This window comes from Nocardia sp. bgisy134, assembly GCF_965341865.1.
Classification (GTDB): domain Bacteria; phylum Actinomycetota; class Actinomycetes; order Mycobacteriales; family Mycobacteriaceae; genus Nocardia.
In genome coordinates this window covers 282,168-300,005 of sequence record NZ_CBDQZP010000006.1, presented here as the reverse complement: position 1 = coordinate 300,005, position 17,838 = coordinate 282,168, and the positions used below count along the sequence as shown (strand labels likewise).

General features: G+C 70.6%; 14 protein-coding genes. 8 read left to right on the top strand and 6 right to left on the bottom strand.

The genetic code is table 11. The features are described 5' to 3' along the window. The first annotated feature begins 35 nt into the window (after positions 1–35). From ACRWNM_RS14020 to ACRWNM_RS14010, 3 genes are read left to right on the top strand one after another with little or no spacing between them, the layout of a single operon-like run. Positions 36–1,775 (top strand): MDR family MFS transporter, encoded by a 1,740-nt coding sequence (locus ACRWNM_RS14020; RefSeq protein ID WP_431967451.1) that lies wholly within the window; start codon positions 36–38, stop codon positions 1,773–1,775. Further along, a complete protein-coding gene (locus ACRWNM_RS14015) occupies positions 1,772–3,022 on the top strand; it encodes a sensor histidine kinase (RefSeq protein ID WP_431967360.1) in 1,251 nt (416 codons plus the stop codon). Before ACRWNM_RS14020 ends, ACRWNM_RS14015 begins: the two co-directional genes overlap by 4 nt. Then, positions 3,010–3,669 carry a response regulator gene (locus tag ACRWNM_RS14010; protein ID WP_431967358.1) on the top strand — a complete coding sequence of 220 codons (660 nt, stop codon included), beginning with the start codon at positions 3,010–3,012 and terminating at the stop codon, positions 3,667–3,669. The genes ACRWNM_RS14015 and ACRWNM_RS14010 overlap by 13 nt, the downstream gene beginning before the upstream one ends. Here the strand turns inward: ACRWNM_RS14010 and ACRWNM_RS14005 are convergent. Both ACRWNM_RS14005 and ACRWNM_RS14000 read right to left on the bottom strand, forming a co-directional pair. After that, complete coding sequence (locus ACRWNM_RS14005) at positions 3,639–5,144, bottom strand: alpha/beta hydrolase (protein ID WP_431967356.1); 1,506 nt, start codon at positions 5,142–5,144, stop codon at positions 3,639–3,641. The genes ACRWNM_RS14010 and ACRWNM_RS14005 overlap by 31 nt on opposite strands. Positions 5,145–5,209: 65 nt before the next feature. Continuing rightward, on the bottom strand, positions 5,210–6,385 hold the full coding sequence (locus ACRWNM_RS14000; RefSeq protein ID WP_431967354.1) for a serine hydrolase domain-containing protein: 1,176 nt from the start codon (positions 6,383–6,385) through the stop codon (positions 5,210–5,212). 330 nt (positions 6,386–6,715) lie between these two features. Here ACRWNM_RS14000 and ACRWNM_RS13995 point away from each other — a divergent pair, with 330 nt between their 5' ends. Further along, positions 6,716–6,958: a hypothetical protein gene (locus tag ACRWNM_RS13995; protein WP_431967352.1), complete on the top strand. Its 243-nt coding sequence runs from the start codon at positions 6,716–6,718 to the stop codon at positions 6,956–6,958. A 163-nt stretch (positions 6,959–7,121) separates the two neighbouring features. Here ACRWNM_RS13995 and ACRWNM_RS13990 read toward each other — a convergent pair whose 3' ends face one another. After that, positions 7,122–7,613, bottom strand: coding sequence for an inorganic diphosphatase (locus ACRWNM_RS13990; RefSeq protein WP_431967350.1), 492 nt, complete (start codon positions 7,611–7,613; stop codon positions 7,122–7,124). A 235-nt stretch (positions 7,614–7,848) separates the two neighbouring features. Between ACRWNM_RS13990 and dacB the strand changes: the two genes are divergently transcribed. The 4 genes from dacB (at position 7,849) to hpt (ending at position 12,209) form a co-directional block, all read left to right on the top strand. Next, positions 7,849–9,240, top strand: coding sequence for a D-alanyl-D-alanine carboxypeptidase/D-alanyl-D-alanine endopeptidase (dacB, locus tag ACRWNM_RS13985; protein WP_431967348.1), 1,392 nt, complete (start codon positions 7,849–7,851; stop codon positions 9,238–9,240). 13 nt (positions 9,241–9,253) lie between these two features. After that, positions 9,254–10,372 (top strand): zinc-dependent metalloprotease, encoded by a 1,119-nt coding sequence (locus ACRWNM_RS13980; RefSeq protein ID WP_431967346.1) that lies wholly within the window; start codon positions 9,254–9,256, stop codon positions 10,370–10,372. Between the two features lie 138 nt (positions 10,373–10,510). Then, entirely contained in the window at positions 10,511–11,593 is a 1,083-nt protein-coding gene (gene tilS / locus ACRWNM_RS13975; RefSeq protein ID WP_431967344.1) for a tRNA lysidine(34) synthetase TilS, read from the top strand. Positions 11,594–11,651: 58 nt separating this feature from the next. After that, positions 11,652–12,209 carry a hypoxanthine phosphoribosyltransferase gene (gene hpt / locus ACRWNM_RS13970; RefSeq protein ID WP_431967342.1) on the top strand — a complete coding sequence of 186 codons (558 nt, stop codon included), beginning with the start codon at positions 11,652–11,654 and terminating at the stop codon, positions 12,207–12,209. 20 nt (positions 12,210–12,229) lie between these two features. On the opposite strand, the gene ACRWNM_RS13965 is transcribed toward hpt, so the two are convergent. The 3 genes from ACRWNM_RS13965 to ACRWNM_RS13955 are packed head-to-tail and all read right to left on the bottom strand — an operon-like array spanning position 12,230 to position 17,797. Next, positions 12,230–12,937, bottom strand: coding sequence for a cyclase family protein (locus ACRWNM_RS13965; RefSeq protein ID WP_431967340.1), 708 nt, complete (start codon positions 12,935–12,937; stop codon positions 12,230–12,232). Between the two features lie 19 nt (positions 12,938–12,956). Then, positions 12,957–15,122: a serine/threonine protein kinase gene (locus ACRWNM_RS13960; protein ID WP_431967338.1), complete on the bottom strand. Its 2,166-nt coding sequence runs from the start codon at positions 15,120–15,122 to the stop codon at positions 12,957–12,959. Next, entirely contained in the window at positions 15,119–17,797 is a 2,679-nt protein-coding gene (locus tag ACRWNM_RS13955) for a serine/threonine-protein kinase (protein ID WP_431967336.1), read from the bottom strand. The genes ACRWNM_RS13960 and ACRWNM_RS13955 overlap by 4 nt, the downstream gene beginning before the upstream one ends. Positions 17,798–17,838: the final 41 nt, after the last annotated feature.

Below are 17,838 nucleotides of genomic sequence, written 5' to 3'. Positions count from 1 at the left end.
TGGCGTCGCCCGTTGGGTTCAGCCACCGGCAGATCATGACCATCCTCAGCGGGCTCATGCTCGGGATGCTGCTCGCCTCGCTGGACCAGACGATCGTCTCGACGGCGATCCGCACCATCGCCGACGACCTCGACGGCTATGCGCTGCAGGCATGGGCCACCACCGCCTACCTGATCACGGCCACCCTCGCCACGCCGCTGTACGGGAAGTTGTCCGACATGTTCGGCCGCAAGCCCTTCTTCATGGCGGCCATCAGCATCTTCGTGGCCGGTTCGCTGCTGTGCACGTTCGCGCAGTCGATGTACCAGCTGGCCGCCTTCCGCGCCGTGCAGGGCATGGGCGCGGGCGGTCTGATGTCGCTGGCCTTGGCCATCCTCGGCGATATCGTCAGCCCGCGTGAGCGCGCCCGCTACCAGGGGTACTTCCTCGCGGTGTTCGGCACGTCCAGCGTGATCGGCCCGGTGCTCGGCGGCGTGCTCGCCGGAGAGGACACCATCCTCGGCGTCAGCGGCTGGCGCTGGGTGTTCCTGGTCAACGTGCCTTTGGGTCTGGTCGCGCTGGCGGTGGTGTCGCGGGTGCTGCGCCTGCCGAAGAAGCCGCACTCGACCAATCGGATCGACTGGTTGGGCGTGCTGGTACTGGCCGTCGGGCTGGTGCCGTTGCTCGTCGTCGCCGAACAGGGGCGCGAATGGGGTTGGGGCAGCGCTGCTTCGCTCACCTGCTACGTGATCGGGGCGCTCGGCATCGCCGGATTCGTCGTGGTCGAGAAGGGACTGAAGGACGCGGCGCTGATCCCGCTGCGGATCTTCGCGAACAGGACCTTCGCACTGGGCGTCGTCATCTCGTTCGTGGTCGGCGCGGCCATGTTCGGCGGTATCTCGCTGCTGCCGCAGTACCTCCAGGTGGTGCGCGGGGCGAGCCCGACGCTGGCCGGTCTGCAGATGCTGCCGATGGTGCTGGGGATGATGGTCGGTTCGGTCGTCTCGGGCCAGTTGATCTCGCGGACCGGGCGCTACCGGATCTTCCCGATCATCGGGGCGAGCACGCTCACCCTCGGCCTGTTCCTGCTGCACTTCCTCGACGCGGACACCCCCTTGTGGCTGGCCATGCTCTACATGGGCTGCACCGGCTTCGGCCTCGGCAACCTCATGCAGCCGCTCACCTTGGCGTTGCAGAACGCGCTGCCGCCCAAGGACATGGGCGTCTCGACGGCGGCCGCCACCTTCTTCCGGCAGATCGGCGGCACGCTGGGCGTCGCGGTGTTCCTCTCCATCCTGTTCGCGCAGCTGACGCCGAACATCACCGACGAACTGCGCAGCGCCGCGAGCGACCCGAAGTTCGGGCAGGCGGTGCTCGCCGGTGTGCAGAGCGCCGACCCGGCCGACGCGGCGCTGGCGAAAGGCCTGCTCGCCCAGGACACTTCGGCCGCCGGGGAGGTGCTGCGGGACAGCTCGATCGTCCAGCAGCTGAGCCCGGAGCTGGCCAGGCCCTTCCAGGTGGGCTTCGCCGACTCCATGTCGACGGTGTTCCTCGCGGTCACCGGCCTCGCGCTGGTCGCGCTGGTGCTGGTGCTGTTCTGGAAGGAGGTGCCGCTGCGCACGGTCGGCGGCATCCAGGCGGCGAACGACAAGGCCGAATCGGCGATGCAGGCCGAGACGCGCGTGGTGGAGCAAGCGGGCCTGCCGCTGCCGGGCGGCGCCACCGTGGAGCCGCCGCTGGAGCAGAGCGCGCGGCCCGAGCCCGCGCGGCGCGGCGTCGACGGGCCCGATTCGTGAACGACGGCCGGTGGCGCCGCTTTGCGGAACGGCTGCGGCGACTGCCCGCGGCCGTCGGCTACTTGGTGATCGGCGGCGTCACCGGCCTGTTCGCGCTGTTCGGGGCGATGGGGTTGTTCCTCGTGGCGGTGCTGAGCCTGATCGGGGTGGGGATACCCGCGCTGCCCGAGGCGGCGCGGGTGCTGCGGCCGCTGGCCGCGTTCGAAAGGCGAAGGGCGGCGGCGCGACTCGGCACGCCGATCGAGCAGGTCTACCGTCCGCTGACCGGTGACCTGCGGGAGCGGCTCGCCACGCTCGTCGCCGATCCGGCCAACCGGCGCGACCTCGCCTGGCTGGTGGTGCACGCGCTGACCGGGTTCCCGCTGGCCGCGTTGGCGGTAGTGCTGCCGGTGAGTGCGGTGAATCAGGCGCTGATTCCGGCGTATTGGCGGCTGCTTCCCGAAGGCGCCCTCACCAGTTACGGCTTCGTGGTCGACTCCTGGCCGAGGACGGTGCTCAGCCTGCTGATCGCGATTCCCGTCGGCGCGCTGGCGCTGCGCATCCCGGCAGTCGCCGAGGCGCAAGCGCGGGCGGCCAGGGCGCTGCTCGCCCCCGACGAGGGCGCGGTGCTCGCCCACCGGGTCGCCGAACTGACCGCGACCAGGGCCGCCGCGCTGGACGCGCACGGCGCCGAACTGCGCCGCATCGAACGGGACCTGCACGACGGCGCGCAGGCCAGGATCGCGGCGGTGATCATGCAGCTAGGTCTGGCCGAGCAGCTGCGCGAGCGGGACCCCGAGGCCGCCGCGGGCATGGTGCGCACCGCGCAGGACACCGCCGCCGCGGCGCTGGCCGAACTGCGCGACGTGGTGCGCAGCGTCTACCCGCCGGTGCTCTCCGACCGTGGCCTGGCCAGCGCCGTCTCGGCGCTGGCCGCGCGCAGCCCGATCCCGTGCGTCGTCGAGGTGGGATCCGCGGGCCGCCGCCCGATGGCGGTGGAGGCGGCGGCCTACTTCGTGATCGCCGAAGCCCTCACCAACGCCACCAAACACTCACGGGCCGAACGCCTTTCGATCACCCTCGGCGGCACGGCCGCACTGCTTGTCATCGAGGTCGGCGACGACGGCGTGGGTGGGGCGGAGCCGGCCGAGGGCGGCGGACTCGCAGGCATCCGGCGCCGGGCCGAGGCGCTCGACGGCCGGATGACGCTGGACAGTCCGCCCGGTGGGCCTACTGTGGTGCGCGTGGAGCTGCCGTGCGGGTCGTGATCGCCGAGGACGACGCCCTCCTTCGCGAGGGTCTGGCGCTGCTGCTGAACACCGCGGGCATCGAGGTGGCCGCGGCCGTCGACAACGCCGACGACTTCCTGGCCGCCGTCGCCGCCGACCGGCCCGACGCGGTGGTGGTCGACGTCCGGCTCCCGCCCACCTACACCGACGACGGGTTGCGCGCCGCGGTGCGCGCCCGCGCGATCCATCCGGGGCTACCGGTGCTGGTGCTCTCGTCCTACGTGGAGGACAGCTACGCCGCCGAACTGCTCGGCGACGGCGCGGGCGGCATCGGATATCTGCTCAAGGAGCGGGTCGGCAAGGTGGACCGGTTCCTGGAATCGCTGCGCCGCGTCGCCGCGGGCGGCACCGCGATGGACCCCGAGGTGATCTCGCAACTGCTGGTACGTCGCCGGGCCGACGACCCGCTCGCCGCGCTCACCGCGCGGGAGCGGGAGGTGCTCGCGCTGATGGCCGAGGGCCACGCCAATCCGGCCATCGCCGAACGGCTCGTCGTCACCGAAGGCGCGGTGCACAAACACATTCGGAACATCTTCGCCAAGCTCGGCCTGTCCGCCGACGAGGCCGGGCACCGCAGGGTGCTTGCCGTGCTCGCCTACCTCAACGCCCGCCCAGGATCGTCCTGACAGATCAGGTCGCTCTCGGGCAGCGTGCCGTCGCGGAAGTAGGTGTTGACCGCCGCGTAGACGCAGGCGTTCGGGTACCGCCCGAAGATCGAGTGGATCGGCACGTCCCGCAGGGTGACCATGCGCGAGCCGGTCAGCGCGCGGTGCATGGCGAGCGCCCCGCCGTGCGTGGTGCGGGTGTCGCCGGTGGCCTGCACGATCAGGCTCGGCACGGAATTGCCGATGGCGGTGGGACTTTCGATCGGCGTCGGCCAGAACGCGCAGGGCGTGATGTTGTCGGCGAACGCGCCGAACAACGGCTGACTCGCCCTGCTCGCCTCGATATTGCGCCAGTACCAGTTCTGGTCGCGCGGGGCGTCCACGTCACCGCACATGATCGCCATCTGCGCCGAGTTGTCGCCCGGCCGGGCGGCGAGCATGAAGGCGAGGACGGTGGCGAGTTCCGGACTCGGCTCCGCGGGCATGCCCGCGGCCGCGTCGAGGATGCTGCGCAGCTGGTTCGCCACCTGCGGGTACTGCCGCGGATCGTCGAGGCCGAGGAACAGCACCATGGGAATGCTGTGGTCGTCCAGCTCGAACTCGCCGAGCCGGACGGGCCGCTCGTTCGCGCGGCGGACCAGCTCGAGCACGGTGGCACGGACGGTGGCGCGGTCGGCGCCGAAGCGATATTCGGCGTCGTGGCCCGCAGCCCAGTCGGCCCATCGGTCGAAGGCCGCCTCGTTGGCCGGGCCCATGTCCTGGATCATGCCGACCGGGCCGTACCGGTGCGGGTCCGCCACGCTGTCCAGCACGATGCGGTCACCGCGCTCCGGGAACATCTGGGTGTAGACCGCGCCGAGGTAGGTGCCGTAGGAGGTGCCGAAGTAGCTGATCCGGTCCTCGCCGAGGGCGGCGCGGACGACGTCCATGTCGCGTGCGGTGTTGCGGGTGGTGATGTGGCGCAGCCGCTCGCCCTCGTTCGCCGCGCACCGCGCCGCGAGCTCGGCCTGCTGCGCAACGGATTCCGCGTAGCTCGCGGCGTCGAGGCCCGCCGATTGCAGGCCGAACCCGCGCGGCCAGCGGCAATTCACCGGGGTGGAGCGGCCGACGCCGCGCGGATCCATGCCGATGAGGTCGTAGCGGGCGCGCACCTCCTCGGTCATCGCTTCGCGGACGTCGACCATGGCGTCCAGGCCCGCGCCGCCGGGACCGCCGGGGTTCGAGAGCATGATCCCGCGCCGTTGCGCCGGGTCCGCGGCGGGGATGCGCGAAACGACGACGGTGAGTGTCTGCCCTTGGGGTGCGGCGTAATCCAGCGGGACGGTGACCTCGGCACACTGCGCGCCCAGCGGATCGAGTCGCGGGTCGTCGCAGGACTGCCACGACAGTTGCTGGTCGTGGAAGCGGTCGAGTCGCTCGTCGGCGGATGCCGGTGCGGCGATGAGGAATCCGGCGAGGACGGCCGTCGCGGCCGCGATCGCCTTCGTGGGATGCACTGTGGAGTCTCCGATTTCGTTCAGCGCCGGGAGCGGCGCGGTGCGGGTAGGGCGTCGGGCGTGGATCACCGCGAGCACACGGCGGCGTCGAACGCTCGCTGCACCAACTCGGCGGTCTCTTCGCTGGTCGGCAGCTGATTCACGGTGACGGTCACCGCGAGCCCGTCGGCGGTGACGCCGTTGCGGGTCTCGAATCCCGGGATGCTGCCGCCGTGTCCCCACACCTCTTTGCCACAGGAATTCGGCAGGTGGATGAGCCCCAATCCGTAGCCGGCCTCCGGCATCCGGTCGAAGGGCACGGTGCGCCGCATCTCGTCGAGTTGCGCGGCGGGCAGCAGCCTGCCGTTCAGCAGCGCGCGGAAGAAGCGGTTCAGGTCGGCGCCGGTCGCGATCATCGCGCCCGCGGCGTCGGCCCAGGAGGGGTCGAGGTCGGTGAAATCCGCGCGCACGCCGTCGATCTCGTGGTAGCCGACGGGATGCGGTCCGCGGATTCCGGTCTCACCCACCGCGGGGAACCAGGTGTCGCGCAAGCCGAGCGGCTCGATGATCCGCGCGGTGATCTCGGCGGACGCGCTGCGTCCGGTCGTTTGCTGGATCAGCATGCCGAGCAGCACGTAGTTGGTGTTGGTGTACACCGCGCGAGCGCCGGGCTCGTAGTTCGGCGGCATGGTCATCGCCAGGCGCACCAGTTCGGCCGGGTCGTATCGCCGCAGGCGCACTGCCTCGGTGTCGACCTCCAGCTGCGCGGTGCCGCGCTCGGCGCGCAGTTCGGGATCGCCTCCGGCCAGGTAGTCGGGCAGGCCGCTGGTGTGCTGAAGCAGCTGCCGCACCGTGATCCGGTTTCCGTCGTTGCCGCTGCCGTGCACCACGCCGGGCAGGTACCGCTCGACGGGCGCGTCGAGTTCGACCTTGCCCTCGGCGACCAGTTGCAGCACGACCGTAGCGACGAATGTCTTTGTGTTGCTGCCGATTCGCACGCGTGCGTCACCGGGAAACGGTGCGCTCATGGCGATATCGCCGACGCCCGCGGTAACCGTGCGGTCGCCCGCATCGGTGGTGAGCACCGCCTGCGCGCCGGGGAAGCCACCGTGCACCGTCGCGTCCAGCGCCCGCTGAATCGCCACGGTACGGTCGGCGTCGGCCGGCACGGTGTCGGTGGCGCACGCCGCGGCGGCGAACAGCGCGCCGAGACAGATCCCGGCCGCGGCCGCGCGCAGGCCGTTGTGTCGAAAAACGGTCATGAGCTGTGCGTTCCTCTCCTCAGTGCGCGGCGCAACGCTTGTGCGCCTTGCGTTTCCGAGCATAGGAACGCGAGCTCGGCGCGCCTATGACGCGCGCACCCGTATTCGCGGTGGTGCGTACCGGATCCGCGAGGTAGTGCCAGCACTACCTCGGCCTCCGGTCGCGTACGTCTCCGGTCGGCCGTAGCGGGGGAAACGCCGCGAAGGGTAGAGAAGGTGGAATCGCCCGAGGGCTGGGGTGATCGAACCCTAGGGGTGGCTGTTCGCGGTCGTTTTCCCGCCTACCTTTTGAGGAGTCAACTTCAAACCTCGCTTTCCAGGAGCAGTGAAATGCGAATCAAGTCCTTCCTCGCCGCTGGCCTTCTTGCCACCGCAGCCGTCGCCGGGGTGTCGACGGCTGCCACGGCGAACGCCGCGCCGACCTACCAGGCCGCGGGTTACGGCGCCACCTACATCGGCACCTACGCCACCTTCGAAGCCTGCCGCGCCGACGGCGTCTCGCCCAGCACCGGCGGCTACTACTGGGAGTGCGTCGAGGCCTGGGACGGCTGGGACCTCTACATCTACTACTGACGGCTCACGAGACCATCCGTAAACGGCGCTGCCGCACCGTGATCGGATTCCTGGGGACGTCCGGCACAAGCCGGGCGTCCCCCTTCGCGTTCGGGGGCGGCACGATGCGGGACAACGAAAAAGGCGGGAGGTCCGTACGGACCTCCCGCCTTCGTCGTGTGGCTCAGTGGCCGCCCTTCTCCTCCAGGCGCTTGAAGGAGGCCGCCACCTCGGCTTCGGCCTCGGCGCGACCGACCCACTCCGAACCCTTCACGAACTTGCCAGGCTCCAGGTCCTTGTAGCGCTCGAAGAAGTGCTTGATCGCCGAGAGCTCGTACTCCGGCACGTCGGCCAGGTCCTGGATGTGGTCCCAGCGCGGATCGCCCGCGGGCACACACAGCACCTTGGCGTCGCCGCCCGCCTCGTCCTCCATCTTGTACATCGCGACCGGACGCGCCTCGACGATCACGCCGGGGAACACCGAGTCGGGCAGCAGGACCAGCGCGTCCAGCGGGTCGCCGTCCTCGCCGAGCGAGTTCTCGATGAAGCCGTAGTCGGCCGGGTAGGCCATGGAGGTGTAGAGGAATCGGTCGAGGCGGACCCGCCCGGTCTCGTGATCGACCTCGTACTTGTTGCGAGAACCCTTGGGGATCTCGATGGTGACGTCGAACTCCACGCCATCTCCTTCTGTGCTGCATCCGGTGGCTCGAGCAGGCACGACCGCCGACTCGCCAGGTTGTTCGGGGGAACGGTAGCGAAACGAGGATAGTGTGATCGGTGGGGCCGAGGTTTCGAAGGGCATGCGCCACGGTGGTGCGCGTCAGCCGAGTCAGGGAGACGACGGGCACGTGTTTGGTGGGAACAAGAGGAATATCGGTGACTTGGCCGCGCGGCGACGCCGCAGGACATGGATGGGATTCGGGGTCACCCTCGCGGTGCTGCTGATCGCCGCCGCGGGCGCGCTGGTCGTCATCGAGCCGTGGACGCCGGAATTCCGGCACGGTGGGCTGACCGTCGCCGCGCCGCCCGCCCTTGTCGAGCCGTTCCCACAGGTGGCGCCCGCGCCGTCGGACGCGCCCGCGCCCAGTCCGGCCGGGGTCGTCGCCGCACTCGGGCCCGCGCTGGGCAATCCGGATCTGGGCGCGTTCGCGGGCATCGTCACCGACGCCGACAGCGGGACCACGCTGTGGAGCCAGGATCCCGGCACGCCGATGATCCCGTCGTCCACCGCCAAGATCCTCACCACCGCGGCCGCGCTGCTCGCGCTGCCCCCGGACCAGCGGGTCGCCACCAGGGTGGTCGCCGGTGCGGCGCCCGGCGAACTGGTTCTGGTCGGCGGCGGCGATCCGACGCTCACTGCGCAGGCCGACGGCAAGGGCTACTACCCGAACGGGCCGCGCCTGGCTGACCTGGTCGCGCAGATCCGCTTCTCCGGAAGCGCGGTGGACACCATCGTCGTCGACACCACCGCCTTCGCGGGCGCGACCATGGCCAAGGGCTGGGAGGACGCCGACATCCCCGGCGGCTCCATCGCGCCGATCGAATCGGTGATGATCGACGGCGGCCGCCTCGACCCGCTCGTCGAGTACTCCCCGCGCACCGCGACGCCCGCGCTGGACGCCGGACGCAGGCTGGCCGCCGAACTCGGGCTCGACCCCGGCCGGGTGCGCCCGGGCAAGGCCGCGCCGGACGCGGCCGAGGTGGCGAGCGTGCAGTCCGCGCCGCTGCGTGACCGGCTGCGCGACATGATGGTCCACTCCGACAACGTGCTCGCCGAGACCATCGGCCGGGAAATCGCCCTGGCGACCGGGTACGAACCGTCGTTCGACGGCGCGGTCGCCGCCGTGGCCGCCACACTGGTGAAGGCGGGCTTCGATACGAACGGGGTGGTGATGCACGACACCAGCGGACTCTCGACGGACGACCGCATCCCCGCGCGCCTGCTCGGCAAGATCGTCGCCACCGCGGCCCAGTCGGCCGGTGACACGCCCGCGGGCACCAAGGCACGGCCCGCGGGCGACAAGCTCTCCGCCACGCTGGCGCCGATGCTCGACGATCTGCCGGTCGCGGGCGCGACGGGCTCGCTGGCCAGCCGGTACGTCACCCAGAACAGGGGCGGCGCCGGGTGGGTGCGCGCCAAGACCGGAACTCTCACGGTGGCCAGCACGTTGGTCGGGTATGTGCTCGACCGGGATGGCCGGGTGCTGGCCTTCGCGTTGATGTCGAACGATCGGCCGCCGGAGGTGAGCAGGCCCGCGTTGGACGCCATCGCAGGCACGCTGCGCAACTGTGGATGCTCGTGACGGGTGGTTGACCATGTTCGAAGGCGCTGACAATACTCGCGAATCCGCTCTCGCCGATTCGGTATCGGACGGCAAGGCGCAGCGGCGTCACTCCGGGTTGTCCGGCGCCGTCGACTGGCGGCTGGCCGCCCGCACCGGATCGGCCCTGGTTCCGCCGGGGCCGCGCACCTCGCGGTATTCGGCCGAACAGGTAGTCGCCGAATTGGCCGAGGCGTCCGTGCGGGCCGAGATTCCGGTCCGCCAGGTGAGCGGCCTGCTCGACGACCAGCCTGTGCCCGCGGCGCGCATCGTCGACCGGCCCGGCTGGATCGGCGCGGCCGCCGACTCCATGGCCCAGCTCACCGGCACCGGCGGCGATCCGCACGGCCGCGGCCTGCTCGCGGGCAAACCCGCCGGCGTGCAGGCGGGCGCCATGCTGGCCTTCCTCTCCACGGCGATCCTCGGCCAGTACGACCCCTTCACCGGACCGGACGGCACGCTGCTGCTGGTCGCGCCGAACATCATGGCCGTCGAGCGCGCGCTCGGCGTCCCGCCGAGCGATTTCCGCTTCTGGGTGTGCCTGCACGAGGTGACCCACCGGGTGCAGTTCTCCTCCGCCCCTTGGCTGGCCGGTTACATGCGGACCAATGTCGATGTCCTCTCCGAGGTGGGCGACGAGCCGGTGGCCGACATGCTGGGCCGACTGGTCGACGAACTGCGCGACCGCCGCCGCGGCACCGCGCACGACGACCCGGCCACCCGCGGCGTGGTCGGTCTGCTGCGCGCCACCCAGGCGCCGCCGCAGCGCGAGGCGCTCGATCGGCTGCTCATGCTCGGCACCCTGCTCGAAGGCCACGCCGACCACGTGATGGACGCCGTCGGCCCCAGTGTCATCCCGTCGGTCGGGCAGATCCGCGCGGCCTTCGACAAGCGCCGCAAGCGCCCGACCAACCCGCTGCAACGCCTGCTGCGCGCCCTGCTCGGCGTGGACGCCAAGGTCGCCCAGTACGTCCGTGGCAAGGCTTTCGTCGATCACGTCGTCGACCGCGTCGGCATGGAGCGGTTCAACGTCGTGTGGACGAACCCCGAGACCCTGCCCCTGCCGGACGAGATCGAGAACCCGGACCGCTGGATCGCCCGCGTGCTGGGCTGAGCGTTCGCCGGGCAGGCCGCGCGATCGGGGCCCGGCGAACGGAAACTTCGGTGCTGCTTGCTTTTCGCGGGGTGAACGGCCGGATTCGCGCTTCGGTCCCGGCATCGTGTCGAGCAGAGGATGGGTAATGTCCTCGGCATGGGCCGTGCCGTACGAGCGACGCCCGGGCCGCGCGAGGCGACCGGGTCGACCGCGGGCAACCCTGGTTCGGGCGAGCCGCGCAGGCTGCCGGAAACCGCGGCGGTGCTCGAGGTCAGGCGCGCGGTGCGGGCCTGGGCGGGGGAGTACCTGGCCGCCGGTGCGGCGGTCGCGGTCGGCCTGTCCGGTGGGGCGGACTCGCTCGCGCTGACGGCCGCGGCGGTCGTCGAGATCGGGGACGTCCACGCGCTGATCGTCGACCATCGCCTGCAAGACGGCTCGGGGCAGGTGGCGGCGGACGCCGCGGCGGCGGCGCTCGCGCTCGGCTGCCGGTCGGCCCGGGTGCTCGCGGTGGACGTCGGCGTCGAGGGCGGTGTGGAAGCGGCGGCTAGGACGGCCAGGTACCGGGCGTTGGACGCCGCCCGCGAGGGTGCGCCCGTCCTGCTCGGCCACACCCTCGACGACCAGGCCGAGACGGTGCTGCTCGGCCTCGCGCGCGGTTCCGGCGGACGCTCGATTCACGGCATGGCGGCCTACGCGGAACCGTGGGGCAGGCCCCTGCTCGGCATCCGGCGGGCCACGACCAGGCAGATGTGCGCCGACCTCGGTCGCACACCACACGAGGACCCGCACAACCTGTCGCCCGAGTTCACCAGGGTCCGGCTGCGCACGGAGGCGTTGCCCCTGCTCGAGGACGTGCTCGGCGGCGGTGTCGCGGCCGCGCTGGCCCGCACCGCCGAGCAGCTGCGCGAGGACGGCGCGCTGCTCGACGTGCTTGCCGATGAGTTGCTGGAGGCTGCCAGGGTGCCCGGGACCGTCGGTGATGAGGTGGCGTTGTCCATCGAGACGCTCGCCACTGCCCCCGCCGCGCTGCGCCGCAGGGCGATCCGGTCCTGGCTGTTGGACAGCGGTGCGAAAAACCTGACCGACAAGCATTTACGTGCGGTGGACGCCCTGGTGACGGCGTGGCGCGGGCAGGGCGGCGTCGCCGTCGGCGGCGGGTCACCGGACACGAGGTTGGTTGCGGCGCGCGAACATGGCAGGCTGACATTGCGTGGACACGACCGATGCCCGCGCAAGTGACTGATGCCGAGCGGGATCGATCGAAACCAGCGGCGCACAGGAAGGGAAACCAACTGACGTGTACGGGGACGACATCGCGTCGGTGCTGATCACCGAGGAACAGATCGCCGCCAAGACGCAGGAATTGGCCGAGCTCATCGCCAAGCGCTATCCGGCCGACGCACCCGAGGGCGATTTGCTGCTTGTTGGCGTGCTCAAGGGTGCGATCTTCTTCATGACCGATCTGGCCAAGGCGCTGCCCATTCCGACCCAGATGGAATTCATGGCCGTCTCCTCCTATGGCTCGTCCACCTCGTCGTCGGGCGTGGTGCGGATCATGAAGGACCTGGACAAGGACATCGCGGGCCGCAACGTGCTGATCGTCGAGGACATCATCGACTCCGGCCTGACCCTGTCCTGGCTCAAGCGCAACCTGTCCACCCGCAACCCGGCCTCGCTCGAGGTGGTCACTCTGCTGCGCAAGCCGGACGCGCTGCGCACCCACGTCGAGGTCGCCCACGTGGGCTTCGACATCCCGAACGAGTTCGTCGTCGGCTACGGCCTCGACTACGCCGAGCGCTACCGCGACCTGCCCTACATCGGCACGCTCGACCCGAAGGTGTACGGCGGGTCCTGAGTCGACGGGTCCTGGTCGATTCAGGGCAGCAGCGCGAAAATCGTTGCCGGTGAGCCCGATCCGCCACGGTAGAGCGGGCCGCCGACCAGGATCCACGCGCCCGTCGTCGGCAGTTCCGCCAGATTCGCCAGGCACTCCAGGCTGATCCGGCGCTCGCGGTAGAGCAGCTTGGAGACGGTGTAGGAGTCGTCGGCGCCGAGGTCGGGGCCGAAGGTGTCGATGCCGAGTGCGCCGCGTGTGCCGAGCCGCCCGGTGCGCAGCAGCCATTCCATCGTCTCGACCGCGAAACCCGGCTGGCGACCTGCCGATTCGCCGGTGCCGACGAATTCCGGCCCACCCCATTTGGCGTCCCATCCGGTCCACGCGATCACCGCGGCGCCGTCCGGGATGCGGCCTTGCTGCGACTCCCACCGCCGCAGATCGTCCACCGTGACGGCGTAATCGCGGTCCGCCGCGCACTGCTCGCGCACGTCTATGCGCACGGCGGGCAGCAGCAGGTCGGCGGGTTCCAGTTCGTCGGCGGCGAGCCCGTCGGCATGGAAGTGGATCGGTGCGCCCCAATGGGTCCCGGTGTGCTCGCCCTGCTGGATGTACCGCAGGTAGTAGCCGTCGTCGGCCACGGTGGCGACGACGTCAATTCGGAATTCCGGATCGCCGGGAAAGATCGGCGCGGTCGCCGGATCGTGCACATGCGACAGGCTGACCAGCCTGTCGAACGGTGGCTTCATCGCGCTCCTGGGTGCGTGGCTACAGACCCGGCGCCGTCACGCGCCGCAGCGCGTCCAGATCCCGTTCCATGGCGCGGAACAACAGGTAGACCACGACGAAGGTGACGATGCTCGCGATGCACATTATCCGCAGCGAGACGATGATCTTGGTCAGGTCCGGGGTGCTCAACAGGGTCGACCCCGCGACCGCGATGAGCGGAACCGATGCGGCGAGCAGCACATACAAGCCACTGCGGCGGCGCAGCGCGCGCAGATCCTCGGCCTCGGCTCGTTCGATTCCGCCCTGACCCAAGAACATCGGGTAGATGCAGCGAACGATGTAGAAGTTCATCAGCAGGAACGGATACGTCATCGCGATGACGCCGGAGACCGTGTGCAGGATCATGAAATGCGTGTAGTCACTGGCCGATACCTGGTCGGTGGTGCCGCGCAGGGCGAGCGGATAGACGAGGCCGGAGAGCAGCCACAGCGTGAAGATGATCAGCGCGGCCCGGTCCCCGAGTCGCACGGCCTCGGCGCGTGCCTTGCGCAGCACGTCCTTGTCGTAGCGGACGCCGGCTGCCAACCCGTGCGGCACCGTGATCAGGTATCTGGCCAGGTAGACGAGCAGCACCGTGCTGATGGCGAAGCCGAGGCCGTTGACGATCACCGAGTAGATCTCGAACTGCCGCTGCGCCTGTGCGGACTGCCTGCTGTGCATGAGCATGTTGTTGTGGTCGATGTTGTAGGCCGAGGCCAGCAGGTTGGGCACCGCGATGGCCAGGCCGACCAGCACCACGCGCCAGGCCCGCAGCCGCACCCGCCAGCTGCGCTCGGGCGGGTCGACCAGGTCGCGGGCCCGCGGGTCGAGGCACAGATCCAGCTGCTCGGCCAGCACCGCGCCGCTCGGCCAGCGCCGCCGCGGATCGGGCTCCAGGCAGGTCAGCAGGACGCGGCGCAGTGCGGGCGGGCAGTCGGCGGGCAGCTGCGCCAGCGCCGCCGCGAGCACCCCCGCTCGGCGCGTGCGAAGGGCGGCCTCGACGGTGGCGGGTTCGTCGGCGAAAGGTCGTGTTCCGGTCAGCAATTCCCACAGCAGGACGCCGAGCGCGTAGAGGTCGCTGCGGGTGTCGGGCGCGGGGGTGTCGGGATCGAGCGCGGCGGCGAGCTGTTCCGGAGACCGATAGGCCAGCCAATCGCGCAGCGCGGCAGAGGAATCGGGCGGCGCGGCGGTGCTTTCGCCGGGGGTGAAGTCGGCGAGTTTGGGGATGCCCTCGCTGGTGAACAGCACGTTGGCCGGGTCGATGGCGTGGTGGGCGATGCCGTGACGGTCGGCGTATCCCACCGCGTCGGCGAGGCGGCGGCCGATCCAGGCCACCGTTTCCGGCCAGCTGAGCGTGGCGAGCTCGGCGCGCACCAGGGAGTCCGAGGGCCGGATCTCGCCCTTCGCCTCGATCGCCGCGTCCAGCGCGCCGAGCAGCAGCGCGCCGCCCATCTCCGCGTCGGCCGCGCGGCGACGCCGCAACAACTCCGCCGCGGTGCCGCCGGGCAGGTACTGCATGTAGACGAGGCTGCTGATCTCGCCGCCGGAGGTGAGCACCCGCTCGTCGAATACCCGGACGATATGGGGGTGATCGAGCTGGACCATCGGCTGCGGGTCCGCGCCGCCCGCCGTGGCCACCCGCACCGCGACCACCCGCTGCATGGACCGCTGCCTGGCCAGGAACACCCGTCCGGCGCGGCCGCGGCCCAGTTCGGTCCGCAGGTCGAAATCATCGATCCGCTGCCCTGGCGCGAGTTCGCCGGGGTCGCGATCGACGTGCACCATTCCCGAGTGATAGTGGTCGCCGGTGAGCCGGTCGCGCACCGCGTCGGCCAGTTCGGGGTACTCCGCGAGGAACTCCTCCAGCGGGAGCGGACCGCGGCCGCGCCGGGCGATGAATTCCTCGCACACCAGGTCGACCAGCTCCGGACTGTTGCCGACCTCGGGAAATTCCTTGCGGTACTCCTCGATGCGCTTCGCGGGCCCGCGGCCGCCCCAGCGGTGCCGCAGGTCGATGCGGACCAGGTCGGCGAGCACCGCGACCCTGACCTCGGTGCCGTCGGGAACGTAGTCGGCCAGGCGCGGTGGGTTCGCGCCCGCACCGCGCAGGCAGCGCTGCCAATCGGCGGTGAAGCGGGCGACCGGGTTCACGGGCGCGACGGTCACGGCCGCTCCGCGGCGGCGCGCGGCCGACTGTCGTACCGGCGCGCGCGACGTTGCGCACCCTGCTGCGGGCCGGTCTCGCCGCTGGCGACCACCCGCTCCAGCGCGCGCAGGTCCGCCTCGAGGGCACGGAACAGCAGATACGACCCGACGAAGGCGACGATGGCGCCCGCGCACAGCACACGCACCGCGAAGATCACCATGGGGATGTCTTCGGGCGGCAGGAAGGTCACCCCGGCCACCGCGAGCAGCGGCACCGAGGCGGCGATCGCCAGGTAGCCGTTGGCCCGCCGGTCGAGTCCGCGCAGCCGGTCCGCGTCCTCGACGCTGATGTCCCCGTGCCGCAGGAAGATCGGATAGATGCTGCGGATCAGGTAGAAGGTCGCGAGGAAGAACGGGTACGACGCCGCGATCGCGCCGCAGACCAGCAGCGAGGCCATGAAGTGCACTACCGCGCGGGCGGGAATGCCGCCGGTGGACAGCTGCATCGCGATCGGGAAGGTGAACGCGGCGAGCAGCCACAGCAGGAACGGGATGAGCACCGCTGTCTCGCCGAGCCGCAACGTGTCGGTTCTGGCGCGGCGCAAGGTGTCCGGGTCGTAGCGTTTGCCTTTGCGCAGCCCCTTGGTCACCGAGAGTACGTAGCGCGACGAGTAGATGATGGTGAAGAACCCGATCGGAAAGAACACCGCGTTCACCACACCGGTGATGATCAGGAAGGTGCTCTGAGCGTCCTCGGGCATTCGGTCCACGATGAGGTTCTGGTTGTGCTGGATGTTGTAGAGCGAGGCCAGCATGTTCGGCAGCGCGATCGCCACGATCAGCACCGGGATGATGTAGGGCTGCAACCGCTGCCGCCAGCTGCCCGGCTTCGGGTCGACCAGGTCGCGCGCGCGTTCGTCCAGGCACAGGTCGAGCTGTTTGGCCAGCGTCGCGCCGTCGGACCAGCGTTCGCTGCGCTCGGGTCGCAGGCAGGTCATCAGCACGCGGCGCAGTGCCGCGGGACAGTCCTTCGGTATCCGCTCCTGCGCCGCGGCGTCCACCCCGACGCTGCGCCGCTCCAGCATCGCCTCCAGCGTGGTGTCGTCGCCGCGGGTGCCCGCGCCGGCGGTGGTGTCGTCGAAGGGCTTCGCGCCGGTGAGCAGTTCCCACAGCACCACGCCGAGCGAGAAGATATCCGAGCGGGTGTCGAGGTCGGCGGCGGAACGCTCGCGGCCGGGATGACAGGCCTCCAGCTGTTCGGGCGACATGTAGGCCAGCGAGCCGCCGAAGTAGGCGACCGGGCTGGTGCCCTCCACATTGCGGCTGAAGCTGATGTTGAAGTCGGCGAGCTTCGGCACGGCCTCGGCGGTGAGCAGCACGTTGGCCGGCTTCACGTCGCGGTGCAGCACGCCGTGCGCGGAGGCGTAGTCGAGCGCCTCGGCCAGCCTGCGGCCCAGCCAGGCGACGGTCTCCGGCCAGCTCAGTGTGGCGATCTCGGCGCGCACGCTGGAATCGGTCGGGCGGATCTCGCCCTTCTCCTCCATCGCCGCGTCCACCGCGTCGAGCAGCAGCCGGCCGCTGCGTTCCTCCGGCGAGGTGGCGCGCACCCAACGCAACACGCCGAGCAGCGTGCCGCCGGGGAGGAACTGCATGTAGAGCAGGCGCAACCGCCGCGCGGTCCCGCTCGTTTCGCCCGCGTCGAGCAGCCGCTGGTCGAAGACCCGCACGATGTAGTCGTGGTCGAGCTGGGCGAGGGTCTGCGGCTCGGTGCCGCGGTCGGCGGAGATCTTCACCGCGACGAGCCGCTGCATGGAGCGCTGCCTGGCCAGGAAGACCCGGGCGAACGCACCGCTGCCCAGACCGGTCAGCAGGTCGAAGTCGTCGACGCGCTGGCCGACCTCGATGCGGTCCAGGGGGTCGAGACGACCCGGCCCGGTACCCATCGTGGTGCCGATCGCGGTTGCGGTTCCGGTCAGATCGGCGGTACTCGTTGCCTCCGCCGTGGGATTCACGCCTCTACCACGAACCGATGCGGTGTTTTGGTTCAGCGCGTCGGTGCGATCAGGCGGAGTGGTGGACGCGAGCGCGGTGCGGGTGGCGTCGTCGAGCGCGGCGCGGGTGGCGTCACCGCCGGTGCTGCCGAAGTCCTCGCCCGGCGCTCGCAACGATTCCTCCAGCGGGGCCCAGCGGGTGCTCTGGTCGATGTCGTCGGCATTCAGAAGATCGCGTAACTCGGCCGCTTGGGACGGATATTCGAGCAGACATTCCCGCGGGTCGACGCGCTCGCCGCTCTGACGGCGGACGACGAATTCCTCGTACACCAAACCGGCTGGTATGTTCTGTGGTTCGAGCTCGGGGAATTCGGCGCAGTATTCGGCCAATCGTTTGCGCCGCGGCGTTGGCGGGGGTGTTTCCGGACGAGGCGGTCCTGCCGCGGCCTTGCGCAGCCACCGGTACCGCATATCCACCCGGATCAGTTCGATCAGCGCCTGACGGCGCAGGGTCCGCGCGTCGGGGAGGAACGCGCTGATCTCGGGGAGTAGTCCGGGCCCCTCATCTGGGGCGATGCCGAGCACGGCGGCCCACGCCGCGGCGAAGGCCTCGACCGCGACGAGATCGGATCTGCGCAACCGGCCGTCGGCCTCGGTGTCGGAAGCCGTGTCCGGACGGGTATTTCTATCGGAGTCGGCACTCATTCTCGGACCTGCTAGCTGTGGCGGATGATCGGGAAATCCGC

What these genes read in the sequence shown, in the direction of transcription:
- ACRWNM_RS13980 (WP_431967346.1), top strand. Translation starts at nt 9,254, where the DNA reads ATGTTCGAAGGCGCTGACAATACTCGCGAATCCGCTCTCGCCGATTCG.
- ACRWNM_RS14000 (WP_431967354.1), bottom strand. Translation starts at nt 6,385, where the DNA reads ATGACCGTTTTTCGACACAACGGCCTGCGCGCGGCCGCGGCCGGGATC.
- dacB (WP_431967348.1), top strand. Translation starts at nt 7,849, where the DNA reads ATGGGATTCGGGGTCACCCTCGCGGTGCTGCTGATCGCCGCCGCGGGC.
- tilS (WP_431967344.1), top strand. Translation starts at nt 10,511, where the DNA reads ATGGGCCGTGCCGTACGAGCGACGCCCGGGCCGCGCGAGGCGACCGGG.
- ACRWNM_RS13995 (WP_431967352.1), top strand. Translation starts at nt 6,716, where the DNA reads ATGCGAATCAAGTCCTTCCTCGCCGCTGGCCTTCTTGCCACCGCAGCC.
- ACRWNM_RS13965 (WP_431967340.1), bottom strand. Translation starts at nt 12,937, where the DNA reads ATGAAGCCACCGTTCGACAGGCTGGTCAGCCTGTCGCATGTGCACGAT.
- ACRWNM_RS13955 (WP_431967336.1), bottom strand. Translation starts at nt 17,797, where the DNA reads ATGAGTGCCGACTCCGATAGAAATACCCGTCCGGACACGGCTTCCGAC.
- ACRWNM_RS14020 (WP_431967451.1), top strand. Translation starts at nt 36, where the DNA reads ATGACCATCCTCAGCGGGCTCATGCTCGGGATGCTGCTCGCCTCGCTG.